Annotated in this window: 15 protein-coding genes; 2 read left to right on the forward strand and 13 right to left on the reverse strand. The window is 62.5% G+C overall.

All coding sequences use genetic code 11. The annotated features are described in order from the left end of the window. Together BLW62_RS10670 and BLW62_RS10675 are read right to left on the reverse strand one after the other, a co-directional pair. On the reverse strand, positions 1 to 1,542 hold the full coding sequence (locus BLW62_RS10670) for a sodium:solute symporter family protein (protein WP_090507576.1): 1,542 nt from the start codon (positions 1,540 to 1,542) through the stop codon (positions 1 to 3). Between the two features lie 366 nt (positions 1,543 to 1,908). Next, complete coding sequence (locus BLW62_RS10675) at positions 1,909 to 3,141, reverse strand: HD domain-containing protein (protein WP_090507030.1); 1,233 nt, start codon at positions 3,139 to 3,141, stop codon at positions 1,909 to 1,911. 174 nt (positions 3,142 to 3,315) lie between these two features. On the opposite strand from BLW62_RS10675, the gene BLW62_RS10680 reads away from it, so the two are divergent. Beyond that, positions 3,316 to 3,588 carry a hypothetical protein gene (locus tag BLW62_RS10680; RefSeq protein ID WP_090507031.1) on the forward strand — a complete coding sequence of 91 codons (273 nt, stop codon included), beginning with the start codon at positions 3,316 to 3,318 and terminating at the stop codon, positions 3,586 to 3,588. An 8-nt stretch (positions 3,589 to 3,596) separates the two neighbouring features. Here BLW62_RS10680 and BLW62_RS10685 read toward each other — a convergent pair whose 3' ends face one another. The 6 genes from BLW62_RS10685 to BLW62_RS10710 form a co-directional block, all read right to left on the reverse strand. After that, positions 3,597 to 4,727, reverse strand: coding sequence for a Gfo/Idh/MocA family protein (locus BLW62_RS10685; RefSeq protein WP_090507032.1), 1,131 nt, complete (start codon positions 4,725 to 4,727; stop codon positions 3,597 to 3,599). 81 nt (positions 4,728 to 4,808) lie between these two features. Next, positions 4,809 to 5,591, reverse strand: coding sequence for a class I SAM-dependent methyltransferase (locus BLW62_RS10690; RefSeq protein ID WP_090507033.1), 783 nt, complete (start codon positions 5,589 to 5,591; stop codon positions 4,809 to 4,811). Between the two features lie 85 nt (positions 5,592 to 5,676). Continuing rightward, positions 5,677 to 6,288 (reverse strand): nitroreductase family protein, encoded by a 612-nt coding sequence (locus tag BLW62_RS10695; protein ID WP_090507034.1) that lies wholly within the window; start codon positions 6,286 to 6,288, stop codon positions 5,677 to 5,679. Positions 6,289 to 6,394: 106 nt separating this feature from the next. Then, entirely contained in the window at positions 6,395 to 7,222 is an 828-nt protein-coding gene (locus BLW62_RS10700) for a ZIP family metal transporter (RefSeq protein WP_090507035.1), read from the reverse strand. Positions 7,223 to 7,321: 99 nt separating this feature from the next. Further along, positions 7,322 to 8,395, reverse strand: coding sequence for a methionine synthase (locus BLW62_RS10705; protein WP_090507036.1), 1,074 nt, complete (start codon positions 8,393 to 8,395; stop codon positions 7,322 to 7,324). Continuing rightward, positions 8,392 to 9,396: a 5-methyltetrahydropteroyltriglutamate--homocysteine methyltransferase gene (locus BLW62_RS10710; protein WP_090507037.1), complete on the reverse strand. Its 1,005-nt coding sequence runs from the start codon at positions 9,394 to 9,396 to the stop codon at positions 8,392 to 8,394. Before BLW62_RS10710 ends, BLW62_RS10705 begins: the two co-directional genes overlap by 4 nt. Before the next feature lie 149 nt (positions 9,397 to 9,545). Between BLW62_RS10710 and BLW62_RS10715 the strand changes: the two genes are divergently transcribed. After that, entirely contained in the window at positions 9,546 to 10,313 is a 768-nt protein-coding gene (locus BLW62_RS10715; protein WP_090507038.1) for an enoyl-CoA hydratase/isomerase family protein, read from the forward strand. 30 nt (positions 10,314 to 10,343) lie between these two features. Here the strand turns inward: BLW62_RS10715 and BLW62_RS10720 are convergent, their stop codons facing one another. From BLW62_RS10720 to BLW62_RS10740, 5 genes are all read right to left on the reverse strand, one after another. After that, positions 10,344 to 11,537: an outer membrane protein assembly factor BamB family protein gene (locus BLW62_RS10720; protein WP_090507039.1), complete on the reverse strand. Its 1,194-nt coding sequence runs from the start codon at positions 11,535 to 11,537 to the stop codon at positions 10,344 to 10,346. Positions 11,538 to 11,586: 49 nt separating this feature from the next. Then, complete coding sequence (locus BLW62_RS10725; RefSeq protein WP_090507040.1) at positions 11,587 to 12,165, reverse strand: HemK2/MTQ2 family protein methyltransferase; 579 nt, start codon at positions 12,163 to 12,165, stop codon at positions 11,587 to 11,589. Continuing rightward, on the reverse strand, positions 12,165 to 13,460 hold the full coding sequence (locus tag BLW62_RS10730; protein ID WP_090507041.1) for a mechanosensitive ion channel domain-containing protein: 1,296 nt from the start codon (positions 13,458 to 13,460) through the stop codon (positions 12,165 to 12,167). Before BLW62_RS10730 ends, BLW62_RS10725 begins: the two co-directional genes overlap by 1 nt. A 118-nt stretch (positions 13,461 to 13,578) precedes the next feature. Further along, positions 13,579 to 14,430: a 16S ribosomal RNA methyltransferase A gene (locus tag BLW62_RS10735; RefSeq protein WP_090507042.1), complete on the reverse strand. Its 852-nt coding sequence runs from the start codon at positions 14,428 to 14,430 to the stop codon at positions 13,579 to 13,581. A gap of 60 nt (positions 14,431 to 14,490) precedes the next feature. Next, positions 14,491 to 15,087, reverse strand: coding sequence for a DUF655 domain-containing protein (locus tag BLW62_RS10740; protein ID WP_090507043.1), 597 nt, complete (start codon positions 15,085 to 15,087; stop codon positions 14,491 to 14,493). Positions 15,088 to 15,190: the final 103 nt, after the last annotated feature.

Consider the following 15,190-nt stretch of genomic DNA (forward strand, 5'->3'; position numbering starts at 1 on the left):
TTAGTCACCTCCGAGGGGGGCGTCAGTTTGGTCCTCGAGTTGTGCACCGCGTTCGTCTGTAACCGCTGGATCGTCCATCTGTGCGACGCCGTCTTCTTGTTCCGTGAGTGCGCTGACGACGATCATCACCGCCGTCGCCAGTAACAACGCGTAGGTCCCGCGAACGAAGACGCTCGGGGTGCTGGCCGTAAAGTGAATGACGATGTAGCCGAAGACGCCGACCACCATCGACACCTGCGCGGCGATTCGGGTCACGAAGTTCGGGAAGTAGATGCCGAGCATCACCGGCGGAACGGTCGCCGCGGCGACGCCGGAGATTCCGATCCAGATGAGTTCGCCGATGTTCCAGGGAGCCGTGAGCGCGATGGCGAACGAGACGACACCGATCCCGAACACCGTTACTTGAGCAAGATATCGCGAGAAGACATCTGCACGGTCTTCGTCCATATCGACGTAGTCCTCCGCGACGAGATACTTGAGGAAGATGTCGTTCGCGATCGCCGTCGACAGGACGATGAAGAGGCCGTCGGTCGTCGACAGCGCCGCAGCCAGAATAACCAGCCCGAGGAACGCGGCGATGATCGCTGGCATGTACTCCATCGTGTAGATGAAGATCGCTTCGTCCGCGACCTCGAGGCCCGGATCTAACGCGAACATGTAGTAACCGCCGAAGAACGTCAACAGGAAACAGATAGTCAACACAAGGTACGTGCCGATCATCTTGCGGAGGTTCCGCGGATCGTCGAGTGCTAGCACCTTGTTGAACAACTGCGGCTGAGCCGAGAAGGCAAACTGCAGGATGAATATCGAGAGGATCGCGAACCCGCTGTAGTAGATCGGCGAATTCTCGTTAATCGGTTCGACGAGCGTCTGATCGTGGGACTCGAGTTCGGTGCCGAGGAAGTCAAACGTCTCGAGCGGCCCGGTTCCGAATATCCAGAACGCCGAGAAGAAGACGATGAGGCCCATGATGGCCATCAGAACCGCCTGAATGGCGTCGGTGTAGACGTCGGCGTACGTCGCCCCTGCGATTACGTAAAAGACGACGAGGGACGTGATGATTACCAGTGCAGTTGTCTGATCGAAGCCGAGTAACACGGTGAAGAACAACGCCCCGGCGTCGAGTTGCGCCGCGATGTAGAAGACGTTGAACATAACCGCGATGCCTGCCCAGACGCGGACGAACTGGCTGCCGTAGAATGCGCCGAGCCAGTCTGGCAAGGAGAGCGAGCCCTGCTCGACGTTGATCTCACGAACGCGTTTGGCGAAGAGGACCAGTGCAATCGGCGACGCGCCGATCAGCGTCAGGAACAGCCACAGATTCGCGAGGCCGTAGTCGTACGACCAAGCGACGTAGCCGACGAACGTTGCCGCACTGAAAAAGGTCGCTGCGAACGCAGCACCGAGCGTGTACGGTCCGAGTGTTTCACTTGCAATTGCGAAATCGGACATGTTGTGCGTCTGTGTCCATCCGAGGTATGCGAGTCCGAGGACCACGAGCAAGAAGAGCCCGAGTCCGACCCACAAGTAGGTTTCTAACATGGTGGTTTTTAGCATACAATCTATCCATCATAAATGCTTCCATGAGAATTCGAATATTTCCATCCCGTCGTCGCGAATTTGGACGAATTGGGAACAATACGCTCAAACCGTTCGTAGATGAGCTCTCAGTAGTCGCACTTCTCTTCTCTGGTGTTCCACTACGCAGAACAGGTTACTGGTGAACAGTGCTATGTGAGACGATATCAACACTCGAGACGAGTGTTTTCGAACCCACACGCCAATCGTCGGCATTTCCTTGCCACCGCGTTCCGCTCTCGCGAACGCCTCGGGAAATTATCAGATCAATACGCGACACCGGGTTCAACCGATCGTGACAGGCACGTCACAATACATTCGGGCAGACGATCACTCGAGGAACTGATCGAGCGTCGTATCCATTCCGTTTCGAACCTCGCGCACCAGTGCGCCCTCGATGTCTAATCCGAGTACGTCGACGGCTGCCCGGCCAATTCGATCGCGCATTTCCGGCGGCGAGTAGACGCCGAGTCGCCACTGAGAATATTGAGCGCCCCGAAGCGCGTCGACGAGTGGCGACTGTTGGCCGAGTTGGCGAACGTCGCCGTTGACCAGCACGCGCGTCGTGGACTCCGTCATCGATGGTCGACCCGGAACGTCGAGGATGACGCACTCGGGATCGACGGCTGCGGATGCCGCGATTTCGCGTTCGAACGAGCGAATCTCGTCGTGGTCGGCCTCGATGATCCCGCCGGGAACGTCGTCGATTTCGGCCCACACCGCACGTTTGTACAGATCGCGCTGGTCGAGTCGCCTCGAGAACGTACTCGTCGCCTCACACGAGCGAAGCGCGACGATCAGGTCGTGGTCGTCCATCCGCTGGAGGGCCTCGCCGTCGGTCGCGTTTTCGGGCGACTCGAGGAGGCGCTCGGCCGCCCGTCGGAGCATCGCCTTGCTGATCCGGGCGACGCTGTGGCTGTAGACGGTCGGATTCATCAGTGCCCGGGCGACGAGCAGGCTCTCTGCGGCCTGAACGTTCCCCTCGTCGAGGACGAGTTCCTCATCGGTAAAGGTGAGTTCGCGAACGAGGCGACCGTGGTCGATCGTTCCGTAGGGAACGCCCGTGTGGTGGGCGTCCCGGACCAGGTAGTCCATCCGATCGACGTCGAGTTCACCCGAGACGAGTTGGCCGAACCTGCCGTCCCCCGCGACGAGGTCCGCGACGGCGTCCGGCTCGAGGTCGTGCTCGCGAAGCACCTCCCCGACCCCCCCATTCGAAAGCACGTCGTGGACGTCGTCGTGATAGCGTCCCGTCCGGCGGTGGGTGAGCGACTCGAGGTTGTGGCTGAACGGCCCGTGGCCGACGTCGTGGAGGAGTGCTGCGGCGTGAACGCGCTCGGCCTGCGTTCCGTCGACACCGAGTTGCTCGAGGGCCTCGCAGGCGAGGTGATAGACGCCGAGGCTGTGCTCGAAGCGCGTGTGATTCGCGGAAGGGTAGACGAGCGAAACCGTCCCTAGTTGGCGAATATTCCGCAGGCGCTGGAGGGCTGGCGTATCGAGGAGATCGCGCGCCACGCCGTCAATCTGAATGTGATCGTGGACACTGTCCTTGATCGTCGTCATAGCCCGTCTTTGGCCCTCTCGCACAAAAAGTATCGTGTGCAGAATACGTCGGCACTTTCGAGTCGAGACGCTACTGGCAGACGGCAGGCAGCGAGCGACCGTCGTCGACGTAAAAGCTGCCGTCACCTGACGCGTCGAAACTTACCCTCACTGGTCTCGTCAGGTTGGCTCGGAATGACTGAACTTACCGTCCCGCCGGATGCCGACGAAGAGCGCACCGCCGACCTCGTCCGCGAACACGTCTCGGTCGGAGACACCGTCGAAATTTGGGGGCGAGAACGAACGGACGCCGACGATCCCGAACATTCGGGTGTGGTGACGGGATTCGAGACGGGCTACCTCGAACTCGAGGGGGACTCACCCGAGGAAAAGAGCGTTCGCTACGACGAAATCGACACCGTCATTCGCGCCCAGACGGACGACGAGACGCCGGATAGTGGCCCTTAATCCTGTGATCACTCGAGCGTGATCCACTCGCCGTGTTCGTCGCTTCGTTCGATTGCGTCGAGGACGCGCTGGGCTGTGAGTCCGTCCTCGAAGCTAGGTTCGAACGCTCTCCCCTCCGCAACAGCGCGTAAGAACTCGTAATTTTCGTGGACGAAGGTGTGCTCCCAGCCGAGGACGTGCCCCGGTGGCCACCAGTGGTCGACGTAGGGATCGTCCTCGTCGGTGACCAACACCGTCTCGTACCCTCGATTCTCGTCGGTCCGGAGAATCTCGAGTTCGTTCAGCCGCTCGAGCGAGAACCGGAGACTCCCCTCAGAGCCGTGAATTTCGACCGTGTGATCGTTCTTGTGGCCGGCCGCGACGCGGGTGCCCTCGAGGACGCCCGTCGCCCCGTTAGCGAACTCGAGTTGGCCGGTGTAGGCGTCGTCGACGGTCACCGAGCGCATCTCCTCTTCCTCACCGGGAACGGGCCGTTCGTCGACGAACGTTTGCAACTGCCCGCTCACCCGTTCGATCTTCCCTGCGAGGTCGTCGCCACCGACCAGAAACCGGAGGAGATCGACCGTGTGCGAGCCGAGATCACCGAGCGCGCCTGACCCCGCCAGTTCCTCGTCGTTTCGCCACGACCACGGCGCGTCGGGGTCGACCAGCCAGTCCTGAAGATATCGCCCCCGGACGTGTCGAATCTCGCCGAGTTCGCCCGCCTCGAGCAGGCCCTTCGCGTACTGGATCGCCGGCACGAATCGGTAGTTGAACGCACAGCCGGCGGGGACGTCCTCGCCCGCCTTGCGTGCCGCGTCGGCCATCGACTCCGCTCGCTCGAGCGTCGGTGCTAGTGGCTTTTCACAAAAGACTGGCGTCCCGGCCTCGAGCGCCGCAATCGATGGCTCCGCGTGGACGTGGTTCGGACCGAGATTGTAGAAGACGTCGACCTCGTCGACGACGTCGGCCCAATCGGTCGCCGTCGAGGAAAACCCGAACCGGTCTGCAGCCTCCGAGAGCGCGGTTTCGTCCCGTCCGACCAGGACGCTACGTTCGATCGCTGGCGCGTCCGGGAAGAACATCGGCAGCCGCGCCATGGCGTTCGCGTGTGCATTACCCATAAACCGATAGCCGAGCACGCCGACCTCAAGCGTCATGGGAGGACGAACGCCGGGCAGAAAGTTAGGCGTTGGCCCGACGAGGGTGTGGCAGAGGCGTCGGCCCGTCCGAGACCCGAGTCACACACGAACCGCTCGAAACCGCAGCCGTCGGTAGTCTGCCGTCCACGTCTCGTCGTCGTGGTCGTAGAGAGTCGACTCGAGGTCGCGCTCGACGTCGGCGATTACCGACTCTTGCTCGTCATCCGAGAGGTCCGCGAAGAAGCTATCACCGAACATCCCGAGCCAGTTTCGGAGTCCATCTTCACCGTCCTCGAGTTCCGTCGGTCGATCGAACAGCCGTGCGAACCGGACCTCGAAGCCGTGTGACTCGAGGCGACTGGCGTACTCGCCGACGCTCGGAAAGTACCACGGGTGGTCGATGTCGTACCCACGCTCCTCGAGGGCGGCCATCGTCGCCTCGACGATTCGCTCGACGTTACCCGTCCCGCCGAGTTCGGCGACGAACCGGCCACCGGGTCGGAGCGCATCTCGAACGGACGCGAGCACGTCGTCCTGGTCCTCGTCGTCGATCCAGTGTAAGGCCGCGTTCGAGAAGACCGCCTCGAAGGGGTCCTCGACCGTTAACTCTCGCGCGTCGACCCGTCGGAACGTCGGACTCGAGTGCGTGTCGCGGGCTCGTTCGATCATCTCGGGTGCAGCGTCGACGCCGACCACCTCGGCTCCGGTCGACGCAATTCGGGCGCTCAGGTGGCCCGTTCCACACCCGAGGTCGAGGATTCGTTCGTCCGCCTTCGGCTCGAGAAGCTCGAGGACGTCAGATCCGTACTCGTGGACGAACGAGTGATTTCCGTCGTACTCGTCGGCGTCCCACCGATTCGAGACTGTGGGCTCTTCAGCCATACGGTTGGTACTCCCTCGCACAGGTGAGAAAGCTTCCGATTATCGCAGTCGGCGTCTCGAATGGGGCCTGCAACCGACGAGTGAGTTACTCGAAGCCGCCGCGGTGGACGATCTCCTCGAGGGGTTTCCGGCCGCTCGGCACCTCGCGCTCTTGCTGATCGCTCGGAAGCGACTCGGGCGGTGCGCGCTCGCCGATCGCCGCCATCGCTTCGACCTCGTACTCCTCGGGAACCGCGAGTTCCTCGGCCGCGCGCTCGTAGTCGAATCCGGCCATTCCGTGGACGACGAGTCCGCGACGCGCGCCCTCAAGCGCGAGGTTCTGCCAGGCTGCACCGGTGTCGAAGGAGTGGACCGGTGCGGGTTCGTCGTTGTGATCGAACGTCGTCTTCGAGACGATTACGACGAGCACGCCGGCGTCGGTCGCCCACTGGTTGCCCTCGAAGAGCAAGTCGACGAACGTCTCCCACTCGTCGTCATCGGGCGTCGCGTAGAGAAACCGCCAGTGTTGATTGTTGTACGCGGAGGGTGCCCAGCGAGCGGCTTCGAAGAGTGGGAGGAACTCGTCGTCCGCAAGGGTCTCACCGGTCATCGCGCGTGGCGACCAGCGGTTAACGAACAGCGGGTCGATTTCGTGACCGGGGTCGCGGTGTTCGGCGACTTCCTCGTCGAGTTCGCGGTTCTGGACAGTTTCTTGCATTGTTTGGTCGAACGTACTCGAGACACCAGTATGTTTCCGGACAGACCAGTTACCTGGTAACAGTCACGTCGTCGTCTCGTGTTCACGCTTGACTTGCCGTGGTGTCTCACCCGAGCGAGATGTCGAGGAAGAGCATCACGATCACCCCGAGAATCGTTCCCAGAGTGGCAACGCGTTCGTACCCTTTCGTGTGCGTTTCCGGGATGATCTCGTCGCTGATGACGAACAACATCGCACCTGCGGCGAACCCCATCGCGTACGGCAGCAGTGCGGAGATCGAATGCACTGCGTACGCGCCGAGTACGGCCATTGGAATTTCGACGACACCAGCCCGGATCCCAGCTAACACCGCGTAGAATCGCTTGTCCAGGCCGGCGTTGACGGCCGCCAGCGACACCGCAAACCCCTCGGGAACGTTCTGGATACCGATCGCGAGCATTAGCGGAATCGCCGTCTCGAGGTCGCCGCTGCCGAAGCCGACGCCGACGGCGAGCCCTTCGGGCATGTTGTGAAGGGTGATCGCGAGGATGAAGAGGACGACGGCCGCGAGTCGCTCGTCGTCGACCGGGAGGTCGGTGCCGGGATCCGCCGCGTCCCGCCGTCGCCGGCCCGTGAGCAGGAAGTGAGCGTGCGGGACGAGCACGTCGGAACGGTCCAGAAACAGGGCTCCGAGCGCGACGCCGACGAGAACCGGAATCGGATTCCCGTCCGAGTAGGTCTCGATGCCGGGGATGATGAGACTCGTAAAGCTCGCGGCGAGCATGATCCCCGCGGCGAAGCCGAGCGAAGCGTTCATCGCCCGGTCGGAGGGGTTGCGCCAAACGAAGATCAGCGACGCACCCAGCAGGTTGAGCGAGGCGATGACGAGGCCGCCGATGAGGGCGTGGACGACGGGATCGGTACCGAATAGCTCTGTGAAGGTGTCGACGACCATCCGCTACGCACCCCGCTGGAACTCGAGCGTCATAGTTCACACCGCTACGCCTTCATACTACGTCGTCAGCGGAAAAAGAACCAGTGGACGGTTTCGAAATCAGTCGTCGGCGGGTGTCGGCGCACCGCGCTCGACGTCGATTTCGCCCGCGTCGAGTTGCTCCTCAACGTTTCGCGCGGCTTCGACCATGTTCGCCATCTTGCCGTAGGCGACCTCGCGTGGGAGCAATTTCACACCACAGTCCGGCGAGAGCACGAGTTGTTCCGGCGGAACGATCTCGAGTCCTTTCAGGATGTTCTCCTCGATCTGCTCGACGGATTCGGCTTCGCCGACGTGCACGTCGGTGACACCCAGCGCGAGATCCTTCGTGAACTCGGGGTCTTTGAAGACGTCGAGTTGGTCGTAGTCGCCGTTGGCGAGTTCGAGGTCGAACTCGTCGACCGGGAACTCGAGGATCTCGGGGTAGATTCGCGAGTAGTCGCCGTAACAGACGTGCAGGCCGATACGGACGTCCTCGGGGATGTCCTCGACGATGTGCTCGAGTGCCTCGCCGACGATGGCGTGGTCGTCCGGCGTGGTCGCGAGTGCCGGCTCGTCGATCTGGATGTAGCGTGCGCCAGCGTCGACGAGTTTCTCGATCTCTTCGTTGACGAGGTCAGCCAGCGCGTAGGCGAGTTCGGCGTCGTCCTCGTAGGCCTCGTTGAACGACCAGCTCGCGAGCGTGTACGGGCCGGTGATCGGGACCTTGACGGGGCGATCGGTCGCGCTCGCGGTGAACTTGTACTCGTCGACGAGCCAGTTCTCGTCGTACTCGACCTCGCTGACGACGCTTGGCTTGTCGAAGTAGTTGTGGCCCCAGACTTTGACCGGGCCGTTGAACTCGTAGCCCTCGATGCGGTGGGCGAAGAACTCGACCATCTCGTTACGGCGCATCTCGCCGTCGACGACGACGTCGAGACCTGCACGCTCGTGTTCTTGCGTGATAAGACGGGCAGCGTCGTCTTTGGCCTCGTCGTAGTCCCCGTCGTCGAAACCGTGGTCTGGGTCTTCGTAGAGTTCTTTCGCGCGGTTGAGCCACTTTGGCTTCGGATAGCTGCCGACGACGGTCGTCAGCAGGAAGTGGTCGTTGTCGTGATCGTCGGGTCGGAATTGGTTCTTGTTCTCGTTGCTCATAGTGCTTTCACCTCCGCGAGGTCCGCGGCTTCTGCAAGGACGGCGAGTTTCTCTGCATACTTGGCGTAGGGCAGGTAGAACGTCTCCGTGTTCGTTGTCAGGTAGACCGTCTCGAAGTCGGTGACCTGCAGTTGGTCTTCGACCCACTGGACGCGCTCGCGAATCGCTTCGGCATCCTCGACGAGCGTACTCTGCCCGTCTGCGAGGCCGAGCGAGATGTCGTCGGTCGCGCCGTACTCCTGAATGTTGTAGATGTTGTCGTCTTGGTTCGCGACGAAGTCGAAGCCGACCGCGTCGATATCGGCGTCGAGCAGATGGGCGTAGACCTTCTCCTCGAGTGCGCCCCAGTAGGGCTGGACGACGACGTCGGCGTCCGTGGCGCTCGCGACCTGATCGATCGCTTCGCTTGCGCGTTCGTCCTCGCCATCGTCTGGCGCGTTCTCGACGAGCGACGGCTCGAGCAAGAACAGCGTCTCGTGGTCCGGGAAGGCGTCGACTTCGCCCTCGAGGAAGTCAGCGACCGCACCGAGGAACTCGGCGTCGTCGCCGTAGTGGTCGTCGGTGGCGAGGTCGGCGAGCGAGTACGGGCCGGGGAGGACGGCCTGCAGGTCGTCGCCGTCGACGAGTTCGCTCGCGGCCTCGAGTTCGTTCGCGACGTCGCCGGAGAAGTCGAGGTCGCCGCTCACAACGGGGTCGCGATAGAAGTTGTTGTTGTCGTAGTAGCGGACGATACCCTCCGTCTCGACGGCGTCGTGGACGGCGAGGGGGTGTGCAAGCATGTCGTCCCAGCGAAGTTGGCCCTCGACGATCCGGTCGAGTCCGGCCTCCTGTTGGCCCTCGAGCACTTCTTCGCGGGCTTCCTGGTAGGCCGTCGCAATCTCCCCACCTTCCTCACCGCTGATGAGGTCGTGTTTCTGGTGTCCCTTCAGATCCGAGAGGTCGTCTTTCGCCCAGTCGGGGAGCGGAAAGAGCCCCGGCGTGGTCGAAACGTACTCAGTCATCGTACTCGCGGCTAGGCTATACCGACGCTTAATATTTTCCATCTCCATTAATTCCCAGTAGTAATTTTCCGTCGTCTCGGTTCCGAGTGATATCTGCCTGAGATGCCCGCAGCCTCGAATATTTACGGCCCCCCGTTGAGCGTGCCTCTATGACGGATGTTGTCATCGAACGAGCCCAGAACCCCGACTACGCCACGGTTAGGATCGATAGACCCGGGTCCGGCAACGCCATGTCGCCCGGTGTGATCGCCGAACTCGGCGATGCGATCGACGACCTCGCAGATTCTGACGGGTGCCGAACGATCGTGATCACCGGCGCAGACGGCACGTTCTCCGCGGGGGCAGACGTCGACGTATTCGCCGACCGGGCCGACGACCCCGACGCGGTACTCGAGTACCTCGATGCGTTCACGGCGCTGTACGAGCGGATCGAGGCGGCTTCGAAACCCGTCGTCGCCCGCGTGAACGGCCCCGCCTACGGCGGTGGGTACGAACTCGCGATGGCGTGTGACGTTCGGTTCGCGTCGACGACCGCGGAACTCTGTCCCGCCGAACTCAGGATGGGGATCGTCCCGCCGTTCGAGCGACTCGTGTTAGAACTCGGCGACGGACTCGCTCGAGAGGTGTGTTTGACGGGTGGAGTGCTTTCCGCCGAAGACGTCGCCGATACGGATCTGTTCGCTCGCGTGGTCGCGCCCGAGGAACTCGACGCCGTGATCGAGGAGTTCGCTCGGCAGGTCGAAGCGCGCAGTCCGAACGCCGTCGCCCAGACGAAACGCGCGATGGTCGCACACCGATCGGAGGCGATCGGTCGATCCTCCGCCTACCGCCACGCGCTGGACGAACAGTGCGTTCGCCACCCCGATTTCGCCGAGAGCGTCGCCGCCTTTCTCGAAGACCGAACGCCGTCGTACTGACCGTTCTCCGACGATTTCGACGACACGATATCACTCGAGTGCGAGCAGCGCGTGCTCGTCGTCCTCGACTTCTGCAACGACGTAGATGCTGCCGTCGTCGAGTACCGGCCCAGCGCCGACGCGACCCGCAAATTCTCGATCGAACCGAACGGCTGGGCCACCCTCTGGGCTGTCCCCCGGCGTGGGATCGAACGCCCAGAGCCGATCGCCACCGACGAAAACCGTTTCTCGACCGTACGCGGGCGCAGTGTGGTTCCAGTCGCCGATCTCGTGGTCCCAGTGGTGCGCCCCGGTTTCCGCATCTACCGCGTGCAACTCCTGTCCGTCGGTAGCGAGAACGAGGTCGTCGACGTACCCGATTCCGTGATTGACCACGCCGGTCTCCGCCGACCAGACCGGATCCCGCTCCTGTAGAGTCAGGGCGTACGTCGTTCCGTCGCGACAGGCGACGTAGATCGCGTCGCGACCGGCAGTCGGCGGGCACGTCAGTTCCGTCGGGAGCTGCCAGCGCCACCAGCCAGTGCCGGTCACCTCGTCGAAGACGTACACCATACCGGCTGCCGTCGCGACGACGAGTCCCGACGGTCCGAACGTCGCCCCGTGTTCGAGCACGTTTCCGAACACGTCCCGTCGCCACTCCACTGACCCGTCGTCGGGCTCGAGACAAACGACTTCCTCGCGGATCCCACAGACCACGCCCGTTCTGGTGTGTGCGAGTACCATCACCGTTCCCGACGCGTCGAACTCGTGTTCCCACAGCACGTCACCGGTATCGGGCTCGAGCGCGTAAATCGTGCTGTCGACTGCGGCGTAGACGACGTCACCCCGACAGATCGGTGCCCGTCGTGCGTCCTCGAGCGTCCACAGCTCTGACCCGTCGTCGGCGTCTACTACCTGCAACTTGCCGTGATCGGGGTGGTAGACTCGGCCGTCGGCGACGACCGGGGTTCCCCTGGAAAGTTCGCCGACCTCGACGCGCCAGCGTTCGGAGACGCCGTCGACCGGAGCTTCCCCGTCGGCGACGGCCCGGGTGTTCGACGCGTTGCAACCAAAACTCGACCAGCTCCCGTCTGCGCCGAAGACGTGGTCGTCGGGATTCGGCAGTTCGTCGACACCAGCGTCCGGCGGCTCGTCCGGCGAAGCGGACTGATACGCTCCACACCCGGCGAGACCAGCGCTGCCGACCGCCGCACTCGCGAGGAGTGTTCGGCGTGTTGGATTCATTACCAATCGTTCGATAAGACATCTGAAAAGTCTTGGGCCGCGACCACTCTTAGCGATAGAGCGCGAGGATCGTCAACGTCTCGAAGGGAAACGACTCGTCCGCAACACTAACCGCGCTGAACCCAGCCTCGCCGGCTTGCGCTGCGACCTCGTCGACGCCGGTCAGGCTACTGACGAGCAGATAGACCACGCCGCCAGGCGCGAGCACGCGACCAACTCGATCGAGAAACGGATCGATAACGGCGCGGCCGTCCTCGCCGCCCGAGAGCGCGCGTTCCATCCAGTCGTCCCACTCGTTGTCCGGGTCCGTCGGCAGGTACGGCGGGTTGAAGACGACGGCGTCGAACGTCTCGTCCGCGAAGGGCGACACGAGGTCGGCACGAACCCCCTCGAGTCCGTCCGCTCGAGCCTGTCGAACGGCGTGTGGATTCAGATCCGCGGCGACGACGCGTGCGTCCGTTTCGGCGTCGATTCGCCCCGCGACGTATCCAGAGCCCGTGCCGACCTCGAGGACGAGATCGTTTTCGTCGACTGGCAGGTGCTCGAGGACGGTTTCGGCCAGCAGGTGGGAGTCCTCCGCGGGCTGGTAGACCTCGGTTTCGAGGTCGCGTCTGTCTTCGAGCCCCATCAGTCGTCCTCCGATGGTAGGTTGTGCGTCGTTTGGTGGGGTTGTTCGGTTGGGTCGTCGTCTGCATCGTCGGTCGCCGCGTCTGCGGGCGCTGAGTCCGCGTTCGTCTCCCCTCCGGAATCCAACTCCGATCCGTCTGCTGACGACGCCGATTCCGGTGCATCCGTCGACGAATCGTCCGCTGACGACGAATCAGTCGCTCGAGGCCCCTCGCCAGTCACCTGAAAGCCACCCGTTTCGGCCCGACCGGAGAGCTCCTGTTGTGGGTACGGAATCTTGATCCCCTCGTCGTCGAACGCCCGTTTGATCTCGTGGATGGCAGTCGTCCGGGCCTGAACGAACCGTCGCGAACTCGGGTTGTCGATCCAGAATCGGACGCCGAGCGTGACCGCCGAGTCGTCTAAGGATTTGGTGACGACCTGGGGCGATGGAGCGTTGAGCGACTTCTCGAGGTCCTCGACCGTATCCTTTGCCAGCGTTGATGCTCGCTCGAGGTCTGCCTCGTAGTCCACACCGACGTCGACTTCGACGCGGAGGCGACCCCGTTTCGACCGGTTCGTCACCATCTCGGAGGAGACGACGTCGTTCGGGATCATGATGTACTCCCCGTCGAACGACTGGATTCGGGTGTTGACGATCGAGATGTCGGTGACAATGCCCTCTTCGTCCTCTATTTCGACCCAGTCGCCGATCTCGAACGGCCGATCGAACATCAAAACGAACCCAGCGAGGACCGTCCCCAGGGTCTGCTGGGCAGCGATGCCGACGACGATCCCGAGGAAACCGGCACCAGCGAGCAGGCTGGCGAGGTCGTCGGTCCAGACGCCGAGGATCACGACGATCGCCACTGCCCAGACGACGACCTGCGAAATTCGCTGTGTGATCTCCCGCTGGTGGTCCGTGACGGCCGATGCCGATCCGAACACTTCGTCGATGAGTCGCTTGACGAATCGCGTGAAGATGAGGGTCCCGACGGCGATAACGAACGTGACTGACGCTTGCAAGACAACATCGTCACTGAGTCCGAGGTCTTCGGTATAGAGCGTCTGCACGTCGTCTGTAAGGTCCCACACACCCAGGATAATCGCGAGAGTGAGGAAACACGAGCCGATGAGAACCGTTGTCGCGAGGATATCCCCGTAGAGCGGTTTCGTCCGGTTGCTGAACCATCCCTTTATCTTTCGATACGAGAGGAGGATAGCCACGAGGAACCCGATGGCTGCGATCGTCGCGCCAATCTGAGCGTTGAACCCAGTGGCTTCCGACAGCCGCTCGAGGACGGTCAGTGGGAACATAGTGAAGGTGCGTCTCTTGAGCGAGTGGACGCTGCAACTACGAGTATCCGTCGGTCGTTCGCGACCCTGTGAATGGTTCGCTCCCGGCGTTCTCGAGCGATCCGTCGACTGACCGCACTTACTGGCCAGGCCCTGGCTCACCGACCGACTGTGCGAGCGTCGCCAGCGCGGCGAACTCCGCCGGTGCCATCGCGTCCGCACGCTTTCGAAGAATTTCTTCTTCGGCCGCCTCGACGACCGCATCCGGTTGCTCGAGTCCCGAGATGTGTGCCGTGTTCCGAATCGCGTTCCGGATCGTCTTCCGTCGCTGGGTGAACAGCGCCTTCACGAATCGGAGGAAGAACGCCTCGTCGTCGACCTCGTAGTCGGGTTCTCGAGGCTCGAGGCTCACGACAGCGCTCTGGACCGCCGGTGGAGGCGAGAACGCCTCTTTCGGAATCGATTCGACGAGTTCGGGTTCGGCGTAGTGTTGGGTCGAGACGGAGAGGCGACCGTACTCCGAGGTGCCGGGTTCGGCGACCATTCGCTCGGCGAATTCTTGTTGGAACATCAAGACGAGCGGACGCTGTTCGGGGAGGAGTCGGAAGGTAATCTCGCTCGAGACACCGTAGGGAAGATTGGAGACCGAAGCCGTGAAGTCTGGCAGATCGACCTCGAGAGCGTCGCCCTCGATCACGGTCAGTCGCTCTGTTGCGATTTCGTCGGCGAACTCCTCACGCAGAAAGTCGGCGAGGTCGGGGTCTCGTTCGACGACGGTAACTTCCTCGTCCGCCTCCCCCACCGCCAGCAATCGATCCGTCAGCGCACCCGTTCCGCCACCGATCTCGAGGAGGTGGGAGGTGTCGGCCTCGAGTTCCGTGAGGTACGTCGGTAGTCTGTCGAGCACGCGATCGTCGACGAGAAAGTGCTGGTCGCGATTGGGGTCACCGCGGACGCCTGCCCGCGCGATCAGCCCGTCTGGATCTCTCATTGCCGGCGTTTTGGTGGGGGCAGGTGTAAACGCACCGTCTCAGAAGCGACGAGGGGGGTGCTATTGATTTTGCTCTTGCTCGGTCCGGCCGACGAACGTCTGATACTTCAGGTCGTCGTCGCGCAGTTCCTCGATGATGCGTTCGACCAGGATCTCGTCGGGGTCGTGCAGACCCGAGACGCGTTCGGAGAGTTCCTCGAAACTCTCGAAGGGCTTTCGCTTGCGTTCATCGAGGATACCGTTTCGCAGTTTCTTTCCAATTCCCGGCAGGAGATTCAACTGGTGGAGTCGCAGCGTAATCGGCTGGGCGTCGTTGTAGAAGTCGACGAAGCGCTGTTCGTTTTCCTCGACGAGGTCGGCGACCACGTACTCGAGTTCTGACTGCGCACCTGAAGAGAGGTCGGAGTATTCAACTCGGTGGGACTGGGTGACGATGTCGCGCTCGTCAGATGGCTCGACGACGACCTCGCTACCGATGGTCAGACGTTCGTCCTCGTCGAAGGCGACCTGATAGAGTTGAAAGTCGTCGACCCCGAGGGCGTAGCCTGCCGGGGACTTCTCGTACTGGGGACGACCATCGCCGGAGAGCCCGTGTGCGAGATAGTCCAACACGACTGCGCGGCGAGTGTCCGTCCCATCGTTGTCGGCTTCGCTCATTGCGGGATGGTACGGCGAGGGAACACTTAAAGAGTCGGCCCTGCGTCACGAACGGAAGGCACACCAGTGGCCTACTCGCCCCGTCGACTCCCAGATTACCAAG

Source organism: Natronorubrum sediminis, assembly GCF_900108095.1.
Lineage (GTDB): Archaea > Halobacteriota > Halobacteria > Halobacteriales > Natrialbaceae > Natronorubrum > Natronorubrum sediminis.

What these genes read in the sequence shown, in the direction of transcription:
- BLW62_RS10700 (WP_090507035.1), bottom strand. Translation starts at nt 7,222, where the DNA reads ATGGTCGTCGACACCTTCACAGAGCTATTCGGTACCGATCCCGTCGTC.
- BLW62_RS10670 (WP_090507576.1), bottom strand. Translation starts at nt 1,542, where the DNA reads ATGTTAGAAACCTACTTGTGGGTCGGACTCGGGCTCTTCTTGCTCGTG.
- BLW62_RS10695 (WP_090507034.1), bottom strand. Translation starts at nt 6,288, where the DNA reads ATGCAAGAAACTGTCCAGAACCGCGAACTCGACGAGGAAGTCGCCGAA.
- BLW62_RS10690 (WP_090507033.1), bottom strand. Translation starts at nt 5,591, where the DNA reads ATGGCTGAAGAGCCCACAGTCTCGAATCGGTGGGACGCCGACGAGTAC.
- BLW62_RS10730 (WP_090507041.1), bottom strand. Translation starts at nt 13,460, where the DNA reads ATGTTCCCACTGACCGTCCTCGAGCGGCTGTCGGAAGCCACTGGGTTC.
- BLW62_RS10740 (WP_090507043.1), bottom strand. Translation starts at nt 15,087, where the DNA reads ATGAGCGAAGCCGACAACGATGGGACGGACACTCGCCGCGCAGTCGTG.
- BLW62_RS10720 (WP_090507039.1), bottom strand. Translation starts at nt 11,537, where the DNA reads ATGAATCCAACACGCCGAACACTCCTCGCGAGTGCGGCGGTCGGCAGC.
- BLW62_RS10680 (WP_090507031.1), top strand. Translation starts at nt 3,316, where the DNA reads ATGACTGAACTTACCGTCCCGCCGGATGCCGACGAAGAGCGCACCGCC.
- BLW62_RS10715 (WP_090507038.1), top strand. Translation starts at nt 9,546, where the DNA reads ATGACGGATGTTGTCATCGAACGAGCCCAGAACCCCGACTACGCCACG.
- BLW62_RS10725 (WP_090507040.1), bottom strand. Translation starts at nt 12,165, where the DNA reads ATGGGGCTCGAAGACAGACGCGACCTCGAAACCGAGGTCTACCAGCCC.
- BLW62_RS10675 (WP_090507030.1), bottom strand. Translation starts at nt 3,141, where the DNA reads ATGACGACGATCAAGGACAGTGTCCACGATCACATTCAGATTGACGGC.
- BLW62_RS10705 (WP_090507036.1), bottom strand. Translation starts at nt 8,395, where the DNA reads ATGAGCAACGAGAACAAGAACCAATTCCGACCCGACGATCACGACAAC.
- BLW62_RS10685 (WP_090507032.1), bottom strand. Translation starts at nt 4,727, where the DNA reads ATGACGCTTGAGGTCGGCGTGCTCGGCTATCGGTTTATGGGTAATGCA.
- BLW62_RS10735 (WP_090507042.1), bottom strand. Translation starts at nt 14,430, where the DNA reads ATGAGAGATCCAGACGGGCTGATCGCGCGGGCAGGCGTCCGCGGTGAC.
- BLW62_RS10710 (WP_090507037.1), bottom strand. Translation starts at nt 9,396, where the DNA reads ATGACTGAGTACGTTTCGACCACGCCGGGGCTCTTTCCGCTCCCCGAC.